The sequence below is a fragment of the Nonomuraea roseoviolacea subsp. carminata genome, assembly GCF_024172185.1.
Taxonomy (GTDB): domain Bacteria; phylum Actinomycetota; class Actinomycetes; order Streptosporangiales; family Streptosporangiaceae; genus Nonomuraea; species Nonomuraea roseoviolacea.
In genome coordinates this window covers 4,521,026-4,541,032 of sequence record NZ_JAMZEC010000001.1, presented here as the reverse complement: position 1 = coordinate 4,541,032, position 20,007 = coordinate 4,521,026, and the positions used below count along the sequence as shown (strand labels likewise).

Sequence of the window (20,007 nt, the reverse complement as noted above, 5' to 3'; positions counted from 1 at the left end):
CGGTGCGAGGTCCATCTCGCACCGCTTCATCCGGCAATAGCCGCGCGGCGGAACAAGTCTGCGGGCATCTCCTCATCGAGCCGCCATGTGATGCCCATCGGTCGCTCGCCGCGGTGCTCCACGTAGCGAACCATGCCATGGAAGACGAAGGCCTCGGGGTGGCCGAGCTCGTTCTTCTTGCGCTCGCGGGTGAACAGCAGCACGTGGCTGCCCTCCGCCACGTGGTTCTGGTAGCGGCGACCAGTGGCCGAGGTAGCGCTGGTCCGGTTCTGGGATTCCCAGTGGAACAGGCCCGAGGTCAGGGCGTAGTCGCGGTACATCGTCTGCGGTGAGAATTCCTTCTCGTTCTTCTGCAGCGTGACGAAGAGGGCGTCGCACCGGGCCGCGGGACTCCAGGCAACCCCTTCGCGCATGGTGGAGGGCACCAGGCCGCCCAGCGAGGCCCAGCCGATCGCGGCGAGCACCTCGTCGGTGGAGTAGCAGGCGTTGATCGCCAGCGGAACTCCATCCAGCTCCACCGGCTTGGCCACATACCGCGGCCGGTCGATGCCGTAGGCGAGCACCTGCCGAATCTCGTCGCACAGCGCCGTCTCGCCGCGTAGCTGGTCCAGCGCCTCGTCGTAAGAGGCGAACCCGCCCCCATCACGCCAGAACGAGAAGAACAACATCCGAGCGAAAGCCTGATCAGCTGGGGACAGCGACGCGTAACGGGGGCCATCTGGCTGCAGCAGCCGAGCGTAGGCTTCGCCACGACTCCGGTCGTCCACGTGCAGCAACGCCCGGACCCGTCCTCCCAGCTCCTCCTCGAGCGCCGAGCCTTCCCCAGACAGCAGACCGGTACGGCGCAGCAGCGAGGTCCAAGAGCGACCATTGCGGTACAGGTCGCTGATGTCGCGCCCGCTTTCCTCCAGATATCTCATGAGCGACAACTCCGCGAGAGAGCGAATCTCCCGCGACAGCGTGTTCACCGTCGCCCCGAGCTGAACCTTGAGGTCGGCCAGCAGCCGCTCCTTAGTCACCCGATCCAGCACGATTTGGCTCCCCGAAGGCAGCAGCGGGAAGTCGTCCTTGACCTGCTTGTCCAGCCGGCCTCTGGAGAACCCGGTCAGCGCCTGGAACCGGTTGGCGAACCTGTACTCCTTACGGTGCTGCCCCACGAAGTCGAGCACGGTCAGCACGTCTTTTTCCGGCGTGCGGCGGAGCCCACGTCCAAGCTGCTGCAGGAAGATCGTGGCGCTCTCGGTGGGGCGCAGCATGAGCAGGGTGTCGACGTCGGGCACGTCCAGGCCCTCATTGAACAGGTCCACTGCGAAGAGAAACCGGATCTTCCCTTCCGCAAGCTCCCGAAGTGCCGCCTTTCGAGTCCCATCCTCAGTCGATCCATCCACCGCCAGCGAAGGCAGCCCATGCTGGGTGAAGAACTCGGCCATGTAGTGCGCATGCCGCACCGAAACACAGAAACCCAGCCCGCGTACGGTCTCCAGGTTGCTCACTTTGTCGCGCACCGCGTTGAACACCAGCCGGGCACGAGCGTCGTCGCCGGTGAAGACGTTGTCGAGAGCGGAGACGTCATAGGAGCCGCGCGTCCACTTCACACTGGACAGGTCGGTCCCATCGTTGATCCCGAAGTAGTGGAACGGGCACAGCAGATCGGCATCCAGCGCGTCCCATAGCCGCAGCTCGGAGGCAATCCGCCGGTCGAAAAACTCATCCTGCACCCACGTGCCATCGGACCGCTCTGGCGTCGCGGTCAGGCCGAGCAACTCCTTCGGCTTGAGATGGTTGATGATCTGCCGATAGGTCGGCGCGGCGGCGTGATGGAACTCGTCGATCACCACGACGTCGAAGTGCTCGGGTTCGAACTCCAGGATGCGGCGGGTGAGCGACTGCACGCTGGCGAACACGTGCCGCCAGCGCCGCGACTTCTCCTCCCCCACATGCAGCTCACCGAAGTCCGGTACGGCCAGCACCTGCCGATACGTGCGCATCGCCTGAGCCAGGATCTCCCGCCGATGCGCCACGAACAGTAACGACGGCTGCCGGCCCAGCCGCTGTTGCAGGTTGCGATAGTCGAACGCTGCCACCACGGTCTTGCCTGTGCCGGTCGCAGCCACCAGCAGGTTGCGATGTCGGTCGTGGATGGTGCGCTCCCGGTCGAGGTCGGCCAGCATCTCGCGCTGATGGTCGAACGGATGCGGCACCAGCTCGGGGATGTCGAACAACTGCTTGCCCGCCTGCGAGCGGGCCAGTGCCTCATCCAGGCGATCGGCATCGGTCGCCGGGTCGTAGGGCTCGAACTGGGACCGGTTCCAGTACGAGTCGAATGTCGCCTCGAACTTGTCCAGCAGCCGCGCGGTGGTCACCGAGGACAGGCGAACGTTCCACTCCAGTCCGTCCAGTAACGCCGCGCGAGAGAGATTGGAGCTGCCGACATAGGCCGTGTCGAAGCCGGTGTGGCGGCGCAGCAGCCACGCTTTGGCGTGCAGTCGGGTGGAGTTACGCTCGTAACTGATCTTCACTTCGGCGCCGAAATCGTTGACCAGGCGGTCCAGCGCCCGCCGTTCGGTCGCCCCCATGTAGGTCGTCGTGATCACTCGCAGCGGCACATCGCGACGGCGCAGCTCGGCCAGCGGCTTCTCCAGAATGCGCAGTCCCGACCACTTCACGAACGCGCACAGCAGATCCACGCGGTCGGCGCTCGCCAGCTCGGCTCCCAGTTCGTGCGCCAGGTTGGGGTCCTCGCGGGCGTTGGTCAGCAGGGCCGCTTCCGACAGTGACGTCAGTGGCCGACGCGGAGTCGTCGCTCCCGGAACGTCCTTTGCGATCGACAGGAGCTGATTCGGTCCCTCCGCGATCGTCTCTGGCGGCTCGGTGAGCTGGGCAAGCAGCCGGTTAGCCAGTGCTACCTGCCGGTCCGGGTGTCCCTTCAGCTCAGCGAAGGCCCGCGCTGCCGTTTCGCCGACGAATCGGCCCAGCAGGTGGGCAACCTCTTCGACGTCGATCTTCGATACCTCGACCAGGTGGCCGCCTTGCCGCCAGGCGTCGATCTTGGCGTCGAGTGTGCCGGTGAGCAGGGAATCGTAGAGACCGGTGATCGGAGCGTCGGTCATATCACGCCCTCAGAGATATAGGAAGATCACATATGTAGCTGATGCCACCGAGCAGGGCAAGGGGTTCGATCACTCGCCGGCCTGCCAGGACGATCGGACGAGGGCGCGTTCCGCGGCGGCCAGATGGGTGGCCGCGGTGAGCCAGGCCCACGCGTACCGGTCGAGGCCGGAGTCGGTCAGGCGACCGAACACGTCGCGTTCGCGCCGATCCGCCTCCGCGGTGAGGGCGGCGACCAGTTCGGCGGCGGTCTTGAAGCCGGCGCGGCGCAGTGACGCCTCCTGCGTCCGGGAGTCCCCGCCGCGTCCGGACTCGGCCACGGCGCGGCGGCCGCCCGCGACGGCCAGCTCGATCAGGCGCCGGACGCGCCACAGTGGCGCGCTCCCCAATGGGTCCTCCGCCGCCGCGGTCGGCATGTCGTCGAGGGGGCCGCGTGGGGGGAGGTGGACGCCCTGCAGGCGGTCGTAGCCCAGGTCTGCCCGGTCCTGCCACTCGGCGGGCAGTCGCAGGGTCATCTCGGCTCCCGGTACGGGGCCCACGGCGAAGGGGCGCAACGTGGACCCCCGGTCCGGCTCCAGCCGGCCCACGACGCGCACGCACAGGCCGGGGCGGGAGGCGAGGCGGCCGAGGTTGGCCACATGCGCCAGATCCTGGTGTCGGTTGGCCGGCACGAGACGGATCACCGGCCCGGCGGTGGGGGTGCGGGTGGCGGCGGTGGTGGGGGTGAGGACGTGGGCGAGGACGTGGTCGCCGGACGCGCCGACGATCATCAGGTCGCAGGCGACCGGCTCCCGAGCCACCTCCTCCGTGCCCGAGTCGCTCCATACCTCCCCCGACAGGCGCTCCAGAGCCTGCTCGGCCAACGGGCGGGCGAGCAGGGCGGCCATCGGTCCCTCGGTCCACGGCATGCCAGCGACCGGCGTCGCGCGGACGCCCTTGCCTGCTCCGAGGCGGCCGTCCGGTGAGATCGTGGCGCCGACGATCAGCAGGCCCGACTTGGCGAGCTGCGCGTGGTTCATCGTCGCCGAGCCGATGGCGACGGGCGCGGTGGCCGCTCCGCGGGCGCGGGACGCTCCGCCCGGCTTGACGTCGGCGACCGAGAACCAGCGGCCGTCCTCCGCGACGACGTGGGTGACCACGCCGCCGTAGCCGGTGGCGCTGATCACCGGCTCACGGAAGACGCCGTGCACGCGCAGGCTGCCGCCCTGGTCGTACGCGCGCCGGACGGTGCCGATCAGCGCCGGGTCCGGGTCGCCCGCGGCCAGGCGGCCGGCGATGAGCAGGAGCTCGCGCAGGGCGGACACGAGGTCGGAGAGGCGGTGGCCGACGCGCTGTTCGCGGGCCGACCTCAGCCCTCGCACGACGCGGAGGGCGGCGGCCTCGGCCCTGGGGAGGCCGGCGAGGCGGGCGCTGTGGGCGGCGCGGAGCAGCTCGGCCTGCGGGACCGCGCCCGCAGCCGAGATCCCGGCCGCCAGCACGGCCGCCCCGGCGGCCCACAGCCCCGCTGCAGCCCCCACCTGTGCCTCGCTCAACGTGGAGGAGGGTCCGGCGGACGCCGATTCGGTCTGGCTCGGTCGCTCGGCCGCCGGTTTTTCCGGGCTCAGCGCCTCGGGTGGTGCCGCTGTGGAGAGCTCAGGAGCAGGCGTCCCCTCAACAGGGTCCGCCGGCGGGCAGGCGCTCAGCACCGCCGCCCGGTGCAGACATCTCGGCGCGAGCAGGCAACTGCACCTCGCCTGTCCCTCCTCCTCCACCACACCGGACGCGCCCGGCGACAGCGTGACCACCGCGTCCTCGCCGCACGTGATCCGCAGCCCCTCCCCGTCCACCGCCTCGACGGGCAGGGCCGCGTACTGCTCGACGGCCGCGTCCAGCTTCTTCCGCAGCCGGGAGGTGAGCCCCTCCACGGCGGCCGCCACCACGTGCGGCGCCACAGGAGGCAAAGCCACCGGCGGCAGACAAGACGACATGTTCACCGGTTCTCTCCACGAAGGCGTTCCCCCACCCAGCGGGCGAGGGCGAGTGGGCTGAGCGCGGCGACCGGCATCCCGGCCGCGACGAGCTGCTGGGCGACGGGCAGCGAATAGCGCGGCGCCCCGCTGTCGTCCAGGGCGGCGCAGCCCAGCAGGTGTACGCCGGAACCCGCCAGGGCGCGCACCTCCGCGAGCAGCCCGCCGATCGGGTAACCCTCCTCGAAGTCGCTCACGACCACGACCAGCGTCCGACTGGGCACGGTCACCAGCGAGCGCGCCTGGGCGAGGCCCGCCGCGATGTGCGTGCCGCCGCCCACGCGCACTTCGAGCAGCAGCGAGAGCGGGTCGGTGACCTGGTCGGTCAGGTCGATCACCTGCGTGGAGAACGTCAGGAAGTGCGTCGACAGCGTCGGCACGCCGGCCAGGACGGCGGCGGTCAGCGCCGACCAGACGACCGACGCCTCCATCGAGCCGGACACGTCCACCACGAGGATCAGCCGCCAGTCGGCCTCCTGGCGCGCCCGCGTGCTGAACACCGGCCGCTCCGGCACCACCACCAGCCGCCCGTCGTCCAGGCGCCGGCTGTGCCGAAGGTTCGCGCGCAGGGTGCGCGGCAGGTCCAGGGGGCCGCCGGGGCGGCGGGTCGGGCGCGGGTTCGCCAGACCGGTCATCGCCGGGCGCAGCTTGGTCGCCAGCTCGCGGGTGAGCTCGGCGACCAGGCGCTGCACGAGCGGGCGCAGCTTGGCGAGCTGCTGCTCGGGCATGCCTCCCGCCAGCGACAGTACGGACGTCAGCAGTTCGACGGACGGCCGGACGGCGGCCGGGTCCAGCTCCGCCAGCACGTCGAGCCGTCCGGCGTCGGCCGCGCCGGCCAGCACCTCCTCGCGGACGTCGGCACCGAACAGCGCCTCCAGCTCCTCGGCCCACTCCCGGGCCGTCGGGAACGACCGCTCCTGGCCCCCGGCGTCTCCCCCGTTCGAGGGGGTGAAGTCGTCGGAGCCCTCGCCGCGTCCGGCTCCGTACAGTTCGTCGAGGGCGCGCGCGTAGGCACGGGCCTGGGACGGGAGTTTCCGCGACTCGCGTCCGAGCAGCAGCCGCCACCGGTCGACCGGCGCCAGCATGGCCGGCCTTTCAGGTCGGGCCTTCCGCTCCTCGCCCTCGCCGGGCGGCGTGGGATTCTCCGGTTCCGCCACAGGCAACCCCAGTGAGCGCAGGACGGCCAGGGCCGCCGCGTCGGCCGCCGTCCACAGGCCGAGCAGTTCGGGTGACGCCTCCAGCGACAGGTCCAGCCGGTCGCCGCCGAGACGTTCCGACACCGTGCCCAGCAGTCGCGTCCGCGCCGCCGGCGTCAGCGTGTCGAACCCGCCGCGCAACGCCGGCAACCGGTCCAGGAACTCCTTGTCGGCCAGCTCGTCGACGCGGTCCATGAGGGGGTGGAGCGCCGCGGGCGCCGATTCGAGCAGCGGGCCGGCGGCGGTCAGCACGCCGGTCAGCAGGCGGCCGAGACGGCGGCGGCCGTCCGGGCCGGTGGCGGCGTCGATCCAGCCCGCCGCCCTGGCTCCCAGCGTGCCGGCTCCGTCGAGGTCCAGCAGGACGCGGGCCGCCAGCGCCGCGCCCTGCACGAGCGGCGACGCGGTACGGGCCAGCTCGTCCAGCACGCCGTCCATCCGCAGGCCCAGGCGGTCCTCGCCGCTCCGGACGGCGAGCGCGACCAGGGCCGTGGCGTCCTCCGGCTGGTCACTGCCCGCGAGGCCGGGAAGCGCCCGGATCGCGGCCTCCAGCAGGGCGCCCGCCAGTTCGGCGCTCTGCCGGCGGCCCTCCGGCGTGGTGCCGGGGAGGTGTTCGCGGCGGAGGGCTTCGAGCAGGTCGAGGGCGTCCAGCAGCTCGGCCAGGGTGGCGGTGGCGGGCAGCACGACGGCGGCCTCGGCGAGGCGGTCGGCGACGAGCTCGGGCAGGTCGCACTGCGCCGCCGCGCGCAGGCCGTCGAGGACCAGCCGGCACGTGGGGCCGCCCTCCGCGGACTCCCGCCGGTACGTCTCCCGCAACGTGCCCGCGGCGGCCTGCGCGAGGGTCACGCCGCGCACGCCCGCCAGGTCGAGCAGCGCCGGGACCGCCGGGGTCCAGGTCAGCCGCCACCTGGTGGTGAGCGCGGAGGCGTCGCCCGTGCCGGTCACCTCGATCGGCTCGCCGTAGGGGACGCCGCAGGTGAGCAGGCGGCGCAGCAGCACCTCGCGGCGCGCGTCGAGGCCGGACCGGAGCGGGTCGAGGCGGACCTCCCGGCGTTCCGGATCGTCCGGGCCCGGCAGCCGCAGCGCCTTCAGCTCTGCCTCCACGGCGGGGCCGAGGCCCGAGCGCGGTGTGCCGGGTGAGGTCCGGCCGCGTTGGGTGCCGACGAGGACGGTGTCGAGGGCGCGGGCCAGCGCCCGGCCGCGGCCGAGGGGTTCGCCCTGGCCGAGGACGGTCGTCACCGCTTCGAGCAGCTCGCCGCGGCCGGGCGCGGGCAGGTCGCGCAACCGGGCCAGGTCGCAGGCCATGCGCAGGGTCTCGGCGGCCTCGCCTGTTCCGGCGGTGTGGCCCGCCCGGCGCAGCTCCCGGCACAGGTCGGTGACGGCGCGGGCGGCGCCGTCGGTGACCCGGCCGGGATCGCCGCCGGCCTCGAACACCATCTGCTGCCAGCGGGGGTCCCGGATGCCGGCGGGGTAGCCGGAGCGGGAGTCGAGCAGGTCGAACGCGTACGGGACGAGCGAGACGACCGTCGTCGGCTCGGCCTCCTTCCCGGCGGGTTCGGGGGTGGTGGGCGTGACGAGGGCCGGCGCGTGGAAGGCGCCGATCACCGCGGCGACGCGACGGCCACCGGCCTCGGTGAGGACGCGGCGCATGTGGGCCTCGCGCGCCAGGTCCCTGGCCGGTACGCCGCCCGACTCCTCGGCGTCCCTGCGCAGGCCCCAGCCGACCGCGAGCGCGGCCCGGCGTACGGCCTCGGGCTCGCTCTCGGGGGCGAGGACCTCCACGGCCCGGTCCCACATGTCGTCGCCTTCGCGACCGGTGCCCGAGGCGGCCAGCCCGTCGGCGAACGACCGCCGCCGCGGCGCCACCGCCGCCTCAGGGCCGTCCCCCTTCCATCCCCGGTCCGACAGCGGCAGGTCGCAGCACAGCACCTCCACCCCGCGCTTCCACGCCCACCGCACCGCCACCAGCTCCGGCGAGAAGTCGGCGAACGGGTAGAACCCGAGCTCGCCGTCCGCCCCCGCCCCCGCCAGCGCGACCGGCGCGACGGTCTCGGGGGCGGCCAGGTGTTCCAGCCACGGCTGGAAGTCGGCGGGCAGCTCGACGCACACGACCTCCGCGTCGGCCGCCTCCAGCAGCTCGGGCAGGACCACGGACAGCGCCGGGCTGTGGTGCCGCACCCCGATGAGGTACGGCCGGGCGCACGCGGCCAGGGCGGCGACCGCCTCTCTCGGGTCAGGGGTCACCGGAGGTTGTCCCGCAGGTCCCACAGCCGCCGCCACATCGCCGAACCGTCCTCCGCGCGCCGCCGCACCGGCCCGTCCCAGTAGCCGAGCAGCCGCCCGTGGTCGGCGGGATCGTCCTTGCGGACCACGCCGAGCAGGTGGCCGGGCACCAGGTCGAGCACGTCACCCGCCGGCAGGTACGCCGTCGCCACCCCCAGCGAGGCGGCGACCTGCACCGCCTCGGCCGTGGACATCACGGTTCCGGGCCGTTCCACGTCCCATCCCTCGTCGGACCGTCCGGTACGCAGGTCGCGGAAGACCGTCACCAGCGCCTCCAGCACGGCGTCGTCCACCCCGAACGCCGCCCCGGCCCGCTGCACCACCGCGGTCGCCTGGCGGCGGACCAGCGCAGTCTCCGCCGTGGCGTCCGCGATGGGCCCCACGGTCTCGAAGCTGAAGCGCCGCTTCAGGGCCGCCGACATCTCGGACACGCCGCGGTCGCGCAGGTTGGCCGTGGCGATCACGGTGAACCCGGGCGCCGCCGCCACCTGCGCGTCGCCGGTCCCGGCCAGCTCCGGTACGCTCACCCGCCGGTCGGACAGGATCGACACCAGGGCGTCCTGCACCTCCGGCAGGCAGCGGGTGATCTCCTCCACGCGGGCCACCCGTCCCGTGCGCATGGCGGTGAGCACCGGCGAGTCCACCAGCGCGCCGCGGGACGGCCCCTGGGCCAGCAGCAGGGCGTAGTTCCAGCCGTAGCGGAAGGCGTCCTCGGTCGTGCCGGCCGTGCCCTGGACGGTGAGGCCGCTGGTGCCGCACACGGCGGCGGCCAGCAGCTCCGACAGCATCGACTTGGCGGTGCCGGGCTCGCCCACGAGCAGCAGGCCGCGCTCGCCGGCGAGGGTCACCACGCATCGCTCGACGAGCGAGCGTTCGCCCACGAACTTCGCCTCCACCTTCAGCCGTGAGGGGAGGTCGGCGCTCCGCCGCTCCTTGGGCAGGTCGAGCGGCTCGCCGCCGCTGCCGCAGATGAACGTCACCACCGCCCGCGGGGTCAGCAGCCACCCGGGCGGGCGCGGCCCGGCGTCGTAGGCGGCGAGGAAGGCCAGCTCGGTCGCGTACCGCTCCTCGGCCGCGAGCACCTGGCGGTCCGGAGCGGCCGCCGTCGCCTGGTCATCGGTCATGGTCATGGAAGTCCTCACACAGATGCACGGACAGGGGGTTCAGCGGCGCCGGCCGCGCCTGGCGACCTTCAGCTCCTCGTAGCGGGGCAGGTCGCCCTCGCGCACCCGTCCCCACGCCCTGGCGTACAGGTCGGCGGCGGGTTCGAGCGGCACCAGGGGCGCGCCGGGGCACGGCGGGAACAGGGACAGCTTCCACTGCTCGACGGGGAGGCTGGGCGCGGCCAGGTCCGTCCATCCGCCGGGCAGGAACAGCGAGCGCCCGGCCCGCCGCCGGTCGGCCTCGATCACGAGGTCGGTGGCGGCCAGCTCGGTCCGGGCCGCCTTGAGCCGGGCGGGCTTCCAGCCGGTCCACCGGGCGACGTTGCGGTCGGTGGGGTCGGGCATGGCCAGGAGCATGAGGTAGAGGGCCGCGGCGTCCGCGCCGAGCCCGTGCGTCGCGGCGACCTCGCCGACCAGGCCGGGGACGGATCGCGTGGGGTCCTGGGGCCACCACTCCTCTCCCTGCTCGGCGAGGCCGCCGGCGAGCAGGGCCGCGAAGCGCGGGTCACGCGCCACGCGCAGGGCGCTCTCGGCCGCGAACGGCTGCTCCATGCCGAGCAGCGCCCGCAGGTACGGGTCGTCCCCGTCGAGGAGGGCGACCCGGATGCCGGGCGAGGGCCGGTCGTCGGCGGTGGGCAGGATGAGGCACCCGTACCGGACGAATCCCTCGGCCTTCTCGGTCGGCGCGCCCGCGGCCTTCACGTACGCAGGCAGGTTGACGTAGCGGTCGAGGTCGAGCACCAGCTCCGGAGCAGCCAGCCGGTCGCGGACAGCGGCCAGCGCGGCGGGCAGCGCCGCCCGGATCGGGTCGCCGACGGGCAGCCGGTGCGCCAGCCACGCCGCCATGGGGACGACCGAGACGAGCGTGTCCGCGTCGAACCCCGCCTCCCGCCCGTCCACGGGACGCACGCGGTCGCCCTGGACGGACCAGGACCGGTCGCGGCTCAGCTCCGGCGTCGCGGCCGGGTCCATGAGGGCGCGCAGCGCGCGGCCCGTGTCCCACTCCGCCTTGACCGCGCGGCCCGCCTCGGCGAGCAGCCATTCGGGCACGGCCGTCTGCCGGCCGACGCGGGCGTTCCACACCTCGGCCGCGGCGGCCACGTCGGGTCCGTCGGTCCAGAGCCGGATCGGGTCGGCGGGCAGCAGCGCCGAGACGACGGCCTGCCGCACGCCGGCCTCCAGGTCGCGGAGCTGGTCCCGGGCGACGACCGCGTCGGCCACCTTCACGCCGATCATCGTGCGCGCCTCCTTGGTGAGGAAGCCGCGCTGGTACGAGTCCACGTCGGGCATCCCGGCCACCACCAGGCCGGAGAGGGTCCGGGAGACGCCGGTCAGCCGGGCGAACTCCTCCGCCGCCTCGGCCCGCCACGGCGCCGGCCCGCGCGCCTCCAGCTCGGCGAGGAACACCTCGGCCCAGCCGGACGGCCGGTCGGCGCCGATCGGGGCGGAGGACGTGACGGTGTAAGGCGGCGGCACCTCGAACCGGCCCCGCGGGTCGTGGAAGAGCGCGTCCCAGGTGATCTGGGAGCCGCTGTAGTCGGTCATGGTCGTGAAGAGGACGAACGCCCCGTCGCCCAGGGGCAGCAGCCCCACCCACGTGCCCTTCCCGTGCTCGCGGTTGAGGTCGGTCACGTGCCGGTCGTGGAGCCGCACCGTCATCCGCCGCCACCGGTCGGGGGCGGCCGACAGCGGCAGGCCGTACTCCCCCAGCGCCGTGAGCAGCGTCCGCAGCGTGGCGCGGTGCTCGGGGCCGGTCGTGGCGGACGCCGCGCGGAAGGCCACGGCGGCGGCGTGGTCGAGCATCGAGGGCCAGCGCAGGCGGGAGCTGGGCAGTTCGGGCAGGTCCAGGTGGTGCCGGCCCGGTCCGGCGGGCTCGCTCCCGTCGGTCCCGGACATCAGCTCGCCGACGGCGTGGATCTGGCGGAAGACGCCGTCCCGTTCGCCGCGGTGCCAGTAGGAGGCGGCGTCGACGCTCAGCCCGTTGAGCGCCTCCGCGATCGCGTCGTCGGAGGGCCCGGCGGGTCCCCGCGACCGGCCCCCGCCCGCCAGTGCCTCGCCGAGCCTGGCCACGACGGCACGCAGCGCGGCCTGCTGCCGGGCGGCGAAGCGGGCGACCCCGGCGATGCCGGCCACCAGCGCGTCGTGGGTGACGCCCGGCAGCAGCGCCCGGATCTGGGCGGCCAGGTCGTCCCCACCGGTGGACTCGGTGCCGTCGGCGGACTCGGCGGCCTTGAGCAGCGCGGCCGCGGTGCCGCCGTCGATCCGGCGCAGCACGGCCGACCCCTCGGGGTCGCGGGGCTCGAAGTACGTCCAGTACCGCACCGGCGGCAGGATGATCGTGCCCTTGCCGAACGAGCCGGGCTCGCGGTCGGTCTTCATCGTGGCCGTGAGCACGCCGTCGGAGCCGACCAGATCGATCCGGTAGCTGCCGCGCACCACCGCGCAGGGCTGCTCGGCGCCGGGGAACCGCAGCGCGGACACGGGGACCCCGACGTTGTCCGGCACGGTGACGCTCATCCCGCCCGCGTCCTCGCACCGTACGGACCCGTCGGGCAGCCGCACCACCCGCCAGCCGAACGCGCCGTCCACCGGCGTGCCGACGGGCGTGGCCGCGCCGGAGGGGGCGGGAAGCATCCGGCCGGTCATGAAGCCGCTGCCCGCCGGGGCGTCGCGCAGCGCGTCGGCGAGGAAACCCGGCATGCCCATGCGGCCGCGCCGCCCGGTGAGCGGGTCGAACTCGTACCAGCCGACGGTGGTGCCGTAGGTCTCCTCCCAGGACCACACCCAGAACGAGGTGCCGTCGCTGATCACCGCGCGCTCGGACGGCACCGACGTGTCGCCCCGGTGCAGCACGGCGTGGCCGGTGGTGCGGCCCCCGCCGGGCAGGGCGAGGCTTACGGGGTCGTCGCCGTGGTGGTAGTCGAGCTTGACGCCCCGGACGTTGTTGTCGCCCTCCAGGTCGAGGATCCGGTCGGGGGCGGTGTGCCAGTAGCCGCGCAGCCGGTAGTCATGCGAGCGCGACAGCCAGTAGACCAGCAGTTCGCCGTCCACGTAGTGGAAGCCGTGGTCGCCCCACGTGTCGTTCGCCGGGACGCGCAGGTCGTGGGTGAGCACGCTGCCCTCCGGGCCGAGCACCCGGACCTGACCGGATCCGGCGGTGATCACGTACGGCCAGGCGTCGGCGACCACCATGTCCTGGGGCCTCTCCCGGGGCACGAGGGTCGCGACGGCGTCGTCCCAGGCCGGCCAGCCGTACTCGTCGATCAGCCCGGTGCGCAGGGTGCGGGCCAGCACCTCGGCGACGTCGGCGGCGGCGGCCTCGCGCACCTCCTCCTCGGCCAGCGTCAGGGCCTCGCCCGGCAGCCAGGCCAGACGGCGCATCGCGTCCGGCAGGTCGGGCAGCCCGGCGGCCGACGAGCGCAGCGCCACCTCGCGCATCCACTCGGCCAGCATCGGCCGCCCGCCCGGCGACTCCGCCAGCAGCCGGATGGCGCGCCGGCCGCTCTCGTCGTCGCTGAGACGGTAGGCCGACGACCGGAACGCGGCCCGGAAGCGGCCGTCGGCCTCCAGCGCCACCAGGTCACGCCGCTCGTCGCCGCCCGCCCAGTGCTCCAGCCAGAGCCAGTGGTGCTCGCCGGGGTCGGCGACCGGCACGTCCATGGCCAGCAGCAGGTCGAGCAGGTCGACGTCCTCCTGCGCCTTGAGAGTGCGGCCGGCGGCGGTCAGCTCGCTCCGCAGCTGCTCGCCCAGCCGCTCGACGAGCGCGTAGAGCGCGGGCAGGCGCGGTGGCCGCCCGTACGGGCTGTCGCGGAACGCCAGGAAGCGGGTCAGCCAGCCGGCGACGCCGTCGGCGGGCCGCAGCTCGCCCTCGGCCAGTTCGCGCACGGCTCCCGAGGACTCCAGGATCTCCAGCCACACGACCGACATGTCGTGGTCCCTGGCCTCCGGCATGATCTCCAGCAGCGTCGCGCGTACGGCGGGATCGTCCTGGGCCAGCGCGGCGACCGCGGGCGCATGCGACCTCCACCAGCCGGTGGCGGCCCGCAGGGTCGCGGGCAGGGCGATCAGCTCGGCCAGGTAGGCGCGCTCGGCGGCGTCGGCGTCCGTCTTCGCGGCGCGGGCGAGCTTGCGCAGGTCCTGCGCCATCTGCGACGACGGCGGCAGCCCGCCCGCGGTCCGGCGCAGGCAGAGCCGGGTGAACCGGCGCAGCGCCTCGTCGGCGGGCAGGCGGCCGGCCAGCTCCCTGGCGTACCCGGACAGCACCTTGACCGGCAGCGCCCCCGCCAGCGCGAATTCCAGGAACACGGCGTCCAGCCGGTCCTCGTCCACGTCGAGCCCGTACTGCGCCTCCGCCCTGCGGGCGTGGGAGAACATCTGGGCGGCGTAGGTCGCGTTCTCCACGCCGGTGAAGACCCGGCCGGCCTGCTCGTAGAACGTGGGCAGGAAGTGCGGCACGGACGCGGCGAGCCGGCCGGCCAGCTCCTGGTACGCGTCGAGCGCGGCCTTGGGCTTGGACTTGGCCTGCCGGGCGATGCGTTCGAGCTCGGGCACGACGGCCAGCGCCCGGTGGCCGTCGTCGGGGTGGCGTACCAGCACCCACTCGGGGAAGCCGAGCGAGCGGCGCCGCCCGATGCCGACGACCGCGGGCTCGCCCTCGGGCTCCAGCCCGAGGAACCCGGCCGCCAGGTCCTCGGCCGCGAGCAGCTCGTCGGCCACCAGCCGGACGACCACCCGATCGTCCAGCCCGGGGTGCCGGTAGGCGCGGGCCACCAGCGGCACCGCGTTCTCGCCCGCCCCCTCGGTGCCGGGCGGCAGCACGGCTCCCGCCTTCAGCAACTCCCGCGCCTGCGGCGTGTCGGTCACGACCCCTCCTCGATCTGCCGGCCGGCGTGGAGCGCCGCGGCCATCCGCATTCCCTCCGACCACGCCACCGGCCCGACCTCGGACAGCGGCAGCGCCCTGCCCTCCTGGTCGTGCCAGGTGAGGTTGCCGGTCTCCATCTCGCTGTCCCAGTACGGCTCGCCGATCCACACGGCCGCCTCCACGACGCGCCCCGCGTCCCGCACCCGGCACGTGGCGTAGCCGCCGGACACCTTGTAGCCGAGCTGCGTGGCCCGGGCCGCCAGCCCGAACCGGGAGGCGTACCTGCCGCCGGCGAACTCCGACACCTGCGTCGCCCCCGCCTTCACCTCGGCGGGCTTGCGCCAGGTGGCCCGGTGGATCTGCTCCACCTTCTGCGTCACCCCCAGCTCGGCGGCGAACTCCCGCAGGTCGTCCAGATCGGGCAGCAGCACCGGATGGGGCAGCGTCACCGTCTCCGGGGACAACCGGACGGTCTCGCCGTCGAGGTTCACCACCCGCAGCTCGCCCGAGGCGGTGGCGTCCCGCAGGAACCCGACCTCGTCGGGGTCGTCGCCGACGACCGCGAGGTCGCGCAGCGCCGCCTGCCAGGCCTCGTCCGGCCACACCCGGGCCAGCAGCCCGGTCGGGACGGGCAGGGACGACACCATCCAGGTGTCCACCTGCGCCACGCACGCCGCCGCGTGCCGGTCGAGCCACTCGGCCAGCCGGCGCAGCCGGTCGACCTCGGGGTGCTCACGCAGTGTCCTGGGCAGCGACTTGAGCTGCCGCCCCACCGCCCGGCCGCCGGTGGAGCGTGCCACCACCCGGCCTTCCATGAGGGCGACCTCATATCCGTCGCCCGCCGCCAGCCAGCCCAACGCGCCCGCCTTTCAGAGGTCATGGGGATGCCGAAACGCCACGACCTGCGTCGCAACGTTGCGGGAACGCTAGCGGCCCGGACCGACAAATGGATCACTTTCGGGGCGCAACGCATGACACTCCAGATTCGGGGGTGTCCGGCGGGCGAAACCCGACCTTCCTGACCATCCGCAGGGCGGAGTCGCCTGTCCAATCGAGCCGGACCTCCACGATCCCGCCCTCCGCGGGGTCGCGCTCGACCTTCTGGCCCGACGGTGGACCGCCACGGTGCGCCCGTCGGCGTTCAGCGCGAGCCGGTGGCGCCTGCCGTCGGTCGTCCGGTACCACCAGGGACCGCACCGCTCCGCATTGCGCGGGTCCTTGTCGCAGTCGTCGGTGGCGGCGTATCGGATCGGGGCGGACGGCTCGGCCGCCGGGACGGCCGCGCGGGCGGTGCCCGGAACGGCCACGAGAGTGGAGAGGACGACGAGCACCCCGCAATAACGGACACCGTCCCGCTCTACCGTCTGCCTGGAAAAGACAAAGGAGGCTATTCCCTATTAATTCCGGCAGCACTGCGGTTGTTTGTTATGACCAGCCGATAAACGTCCACCCATAACCCCGCAGAAGCACTACTTGATAGAACTGCAAACGGTCGTCAATCGCCCCGCCGAGCTGGCGAATGTCACAGACATTCCGCTTCATTGAGGCCGCTAGCACGCGAACCGGTGGAGCGCAAGAGGTTGATCGCCGTTTGCCGACGTGAGTAACTGGCAACGCCCGCCAGGGGGCGGGAAAAGCCCGTAAGCTGCACGGACGGGTGCCGCGACCAACGATCCCCGTCCGTGGAGCATCCTGCGATGCAAAGGGAGCCTACCCGCAATGCTCGTGAAACGCACGCTCGCGTCCGTCGCTCTCGTCACGCCGCTCGCGATGCTGGGCGCGACGCCGGCTTTCGCCGACGATCCCCAACCGCTTCCGGACAATCCTGAAGTCGTCATCGGTTACGACAACGAGACGGAAATCTTCCCCGCCAAGGCCGCCCCTCCCCCGATGGCGATGTCATGCCGACCGGGAGACGCCACTTATCGGGTCTCCGCCTACAGCAACAGCCACAAGGCGGTCGGCCCGACCCAGTCCAATCACAACGCGACATCACGCACCGCCACGTCGACCTTCGCCGCCACGGTGAGCGGGACCGTCTCGATCGCCTGGAACGTCTCCGGCAGCCTGAAGGTGGACAGGTTGATCGCGGGCGCCGAAGTGGCCACGGGCGTCAACCTCTCCGCGAGCCTCACGGCCTCGTTGGGCAACAGCATCGCCGTCCCAACCCCGCCACGGAAGACGACCACCGCCACGTACGGCGTGTGGCGCAAGAAGACGAACGGCATCTACCAGGTCTGCGGCCAGCGCGGGCAGAGGCGGGTGACCGCGTGGACGCCGTGGCACGTCGGCTGGTACGTCAAGCAAAGGTGATCTCGACATGACAATCCGACAGGCAGCGCCTTCGCTCATCTCCTGTGTTCTCGTCCTCATGGCGGTGGCCTGCACGCCCCCGCGTCCAGCAGATCAGGAGCGGCGAGGCGCTGCCACGTCGGCCGTCCCCACCGAGCGCCCGGCTCCCACCGCGACCGTGGCGAGCACGCCACCACCCGCTGAACGTACGCCCCTCCGTCTCCCCGGCATGGACGCGGGCACGAAGACCGTCCTCAAGGCGGGGCCCACGAAGGGTTCCATGGTCGTCGGGGACGTCCCGCCCGGCAAGGACGCACTCTGGGTGCTGTTCAACTGCCGAGGCGACGGCACGGCCGAGATCTCGCTGGAGCCGGGCGTGAAGATGCCCTTCACCTGCCTCGACGGCCTGATCAGCCCCATCATGAACCGGCTCGACCTCGGGCATCGGAAGACCCTCACCGTGCGGGTCCAGGCTCCGGAGTCGGTCGAATGGGCTCTGCGCGTCACCCGTTGAGGCGGAGCGTGGCGGTGAAGGTGCGGCCGTAGGCGTGCCGTGTCGTCGCCTGCACCAGCGTGCCGCCGGGCACCCGCCGGACCGTCACCCCCTCGTCGGCCGACACCTGGCGGAGCCGCGCACCCGGCAGGACGACGGACACCCGGTCCTGCTTCGTCGTCGGGTCGGACAGCGCGACCACCGTGCGCCCGTCGCCCGAACGCACCATCACCGAGGCCGGGCCCTCGACGAGCAGCCGGCCGGCCAGGCGCGGGCCGTCGGTGAAGACGTTCGCGGCGACGATCCCGAGCCCCTCGTGCCTGATCGCCTGCACGTCGCGGCTGTTGGCGAGGACGGTCAGCGGGCCGCGCGGGTAGCGGCGCAGGGCGGCCTCCGTCGCGTTCGGCACCAGGGCGTAGGCGAACGAGGGAAGCGCGCCGGACGCCGGGTGGGTGACGGTCGCGGTGAAGACGTCCTTGGTCACCGCCGTGTCGGGGTTGGACGTGCGGACGACTCGGCGGCTGCGGGTCACCGTCTCCAGCCCGGCCGTCACGGGCTGCCGGGTGAGGAAGGCGTAGCCGATCGCGGTGCGGCGGGTGTCGTTGGCGTACCGGAGCCAGCGGGGCGGTCTGGTGTCGCCCGCCTGCCACGTCTTGCCGTCCCAGCTCTCCCCGGTCAGCGCGACCGCGTCCGTGGGGGCGGCGATGCGGCTGTCCACGGTGGTCACCGCGTCACGGCCGCTCTGGCCGGAGACGCCCGCCGCCAGCACCACGATCTCGTCGTCCAGCATGAACCACGACTTGGTCGCGCGGGCGTTCTGGTAGACGACGAAGTCGTCGGGCAGGATGCCGGCCTGCTTGGCGGTGTACGCGACGTCGTCGGACTGCACCATGCCGGCCACCCCGTACGCGCCGAGCGTGGCGCCGCCGGAGAAGGCGTTGCCGGCGCGCGGGAAGTACACGTAGGTGTTCTGCGACTCCGACGAGGACGTGAAGTTGAGCGGGTGGCCCGGGTTCTCGTACCAGAGCCGGCCGCCGTACAGCTCGGGGATGGTGCGCCGCTCCTCCACCGGCGCGGTGATCCCGGGCAGCCGGTACGGCGAGACGGTCGTGTAGTGGTCGACGCCGAAGACCTCGCGCTGGTCCTCGCCCGCGAGATAGAGGTGGAAGGCGCCCTCGCCCTGGAACCAGGGCATGAGGTTCTCGCCGCTCATGTACTCGTACTTGCTGATCCGCTCGGAGTTGCGGGCCAGGGCGAAGGCGTAGCCGGGACGCCGGTGGACGGTGCGGTCCATGGCGTTGAACGCGACGCACCGCTCCGGCGGGTTCAGGTCGGCGGCCGGGACTGACACGTCGGCGCGGATGGCCGCGTACCGGGCGATGCTGACCGGCGAGACGAAGGCGGTCGTGTCGGCGGCGGGCAGGAACTTGACGTACTTCTTCAGCGGCAGCGGGTCCTCGACGTGCTCGGTGAGGTCGGCGACGGCCTCCACCACCGCCCCGACGTCGGCGTACCCGGTGCCGGTGCGCGAGACCGACCGCCCCTTGACGATCTCCATCAGCCAGCCCTCGAAGATCAGGGGCGCGAAGCCGTCGGCTATCCAGCGGTGGACCACGCCGGGCAGGTCCGCCGAGGTGCTCGTCGCCCCCTCCAGCGTCTTGAGGGTCTGGACGACGCGGGTCAGCAGGGCCTTGCCGTACGAGCCGGTGTAGGCCACCGAGTGGTGCTGGATGAAGGAGCCGTCGCGGTAGTAGCCGTCGGTGTTGCCGTGCTGGAGGTCGTACGGGTCGATGGTGGCGAAGACGGTCGCCTGGTCGGAGATGGCCTTGCCGACGCGGGCGTCGTCGCCGGTCAGGGCGCCCTGGAGGATGCGGTTGGCGGTGATGTCGGCCAGGTTCGCCCCGGTGTGGAAGCGGGAGTCGAGGTCGACGTCGCCGTTCTTGCCGCTGCGCAGGTAGGCGTCCATGGAGGCGATGTAGGTCGCGGTCAGGCCGGGACGTTCGGCCCGCACCCTGTCGACGAGCAGGGCCAGGGTCCTGCTCACGTGGGTGGGGATGCCGATCTCCCAGTTGTGCCAGTTGCCGTAGTAGCCCTTCGTCTGGTCGCCGTAGTAGCGCTCGTGCAGCCACACCAGGCCGTCGAGGACCCGCCGCTGGGCGGTCGCGTCGTCGAGGAGCGGACCGCCCGGCGTGCGGGTGGCGAGGGCGATCTCGTACAGGTACTGGAAGGCCAGCCGCAGGTTGACGTCGTCGGTGCCGAGCCGCAGGCCGGCGAACAGCTCGCCGTCGCCCGCCTTGTCCATGGCGGCCAGCCTCTGCCGGGCGGCGCCGGTGATCGCGGCGAGCTTGGGGGCGACCTCGGGGCGGGCGTTGACGTCGGGGGTTCCGGCGAGCATCGCGACGGTGTTGGCGATCAGGCGGGCGTGGTCGATGCCGGTCGATGTACGCGCGTGGGCGGGGGCGGCCGCGGCGAGCAGGCCGGCGGCGGGGAGCAGGGAGAGAACCTGGCGGCGGGACATGTGCGGCACTGCGGGCTCCAGGCCGTAGAGGGTATGCCGGGCTGGCCCTACATGATCTATTTTGTCCGGGCCGTTAAGTCAACCTCCC

The 20,007-nt window shown here is 73.0% G+C and carries 9 protein-coding genes; 2 read left to right on the top strand and 7 right to left on the bottom strand.

Annotated features, from left to right (window positions below; translation table 11 throughout):
* Window positions 1-26: 26 nt before the first annotated feature.
* The 6 genes from HD595_RS21205 to HD595_RS21180 all read right to left on the bottom strand — a co-directional run bounded on the left by HD595_RS21205 (window position 27) and on the right by HD595_RS21180 (window position 15,473).
* Window positions 27-3,110: a DEAD/DEAH box helicase gene (locus HD595_RS21205; protein WP_253771598.1), complete on the bottom strand. Its 3,084-nt coding sequence runs from the start codon at window positions 3,108-3,110 to the stop codon at window positions 27-29.
* A gap of 69 nt (window positions 3,111-3,179) precedes the next feature.
* On the bottom strand, window positions 3,180-5,054 hold the full coding sequence (locus HD595_RS21200; RefSeq protein ID WP_253771596.1) for an SWIM zinc finger family protein: 1,875 nt from the start codon (window positions 5,052-5,054) through the stop codon (window positions 3,180-3,182).
* A gap of 23 nt (window positions 5,055-5,077) precedes the next feature.
* The gene (locus tag HD595_RS21195) at window positions 5,078-8,551 is read right to left on the bottom strand and encodes a vWA domain-containing protein (protein ID WP_253771594.1); all 3,474 of its coding nucleotides are present in this window, start codon (window positions 8,549-8,551) and stop codon (window positions 5,078-5,080) included.
* Window positions 8,548-9,720 (bottom strand): ATP-binding protein, encoded by a 1,173-nt coding sequence (locus HD595_RS21190; protein ID WP_253771592.1) that lies wholly within the window; start codon window positions 9,718-9,720, stop codon window positions 8,548-8,550. Before HD595_RS21190 ends, HD595_RS21195 begins: the two co-directional genes overlap by 4 nt.
* A 33-nt stretch (window positions 9,721-9,753) precedes the next feature.
* On the bottom strand, window positions 9,754-14,616 hold the full coding sequence (locus tag HD595_RS21185; protein WP_253771590.1) for a DNA-binding protein: 4,863 nt from the start codon (window positions 14,614-14,616) through the stop codon (window positions 9,754-9,756).
* The gene (locus HD595_RS21180) at window positions 14,613-15,473 is read right to left on the bottom strand and encodes a DUF4132 domain-containing protein (protein ID WP_253771589.1); all 861 of its coding nucleotides are present in this window, start codon (window positions 15,471-15,473) and stop codon (window positions 14,613-14,615) included. The genes HD595_RS21185 and HD595_RS21180 overlap by 4 nt, the downstream gene beginning before the upstream one ends.
* 862 nt (window positions 15,474-16,335) lie before the next feature.
* Here HD595_RS21180 and HD595_RS21175 point away from each other — a divergent pair.
* Window positions 16,336-16,929, top strand: coding sequence for a hypothetical protein (locus tag HD595_RS21175; RefSeq protein WP_253771587.1), 594 nt, complete (start codon window positions 16,336-16,338; stop codon window positions 16,927-16,929).
* A gap of 208 nt (window positions 16,930-17,137) precedes the next feature.
* Window positions 17,138-17,422 carry a hypothetical protein gene (locus tag HD595_RS21170; protein WP_253771585.1) on the top strand — a complete coding sequence of 95 codons (285 nt, stop codon included), beginning with the start codon at window positions 17,138-17,140 and terminating at the stop codon, window positions 17,420-17,422.
* On the opposite strand, the gene HD595_RS21165 is transcribed toward HD595_RS21170, so the two are convergent.
* Window positions 17,412-19,919 (bottom strand): polysaccharide lyase family 8 super-sandwich domain-containing protein, encoded by a 2,508-nt coding sequence (locus HD595_RS21165; protein WP_253781263.1) that lies wholly within the window; start codon window positions 19,917-19,919, stop codon window positions 17,412-17,414. The two genes, HD595_RS21170 and HD595_RS21165, sit on opposite strands and share 11 nt — an antisense overlap.
* Window positions 19,920-20,007 lie beyond the last annotated feature (88 nt).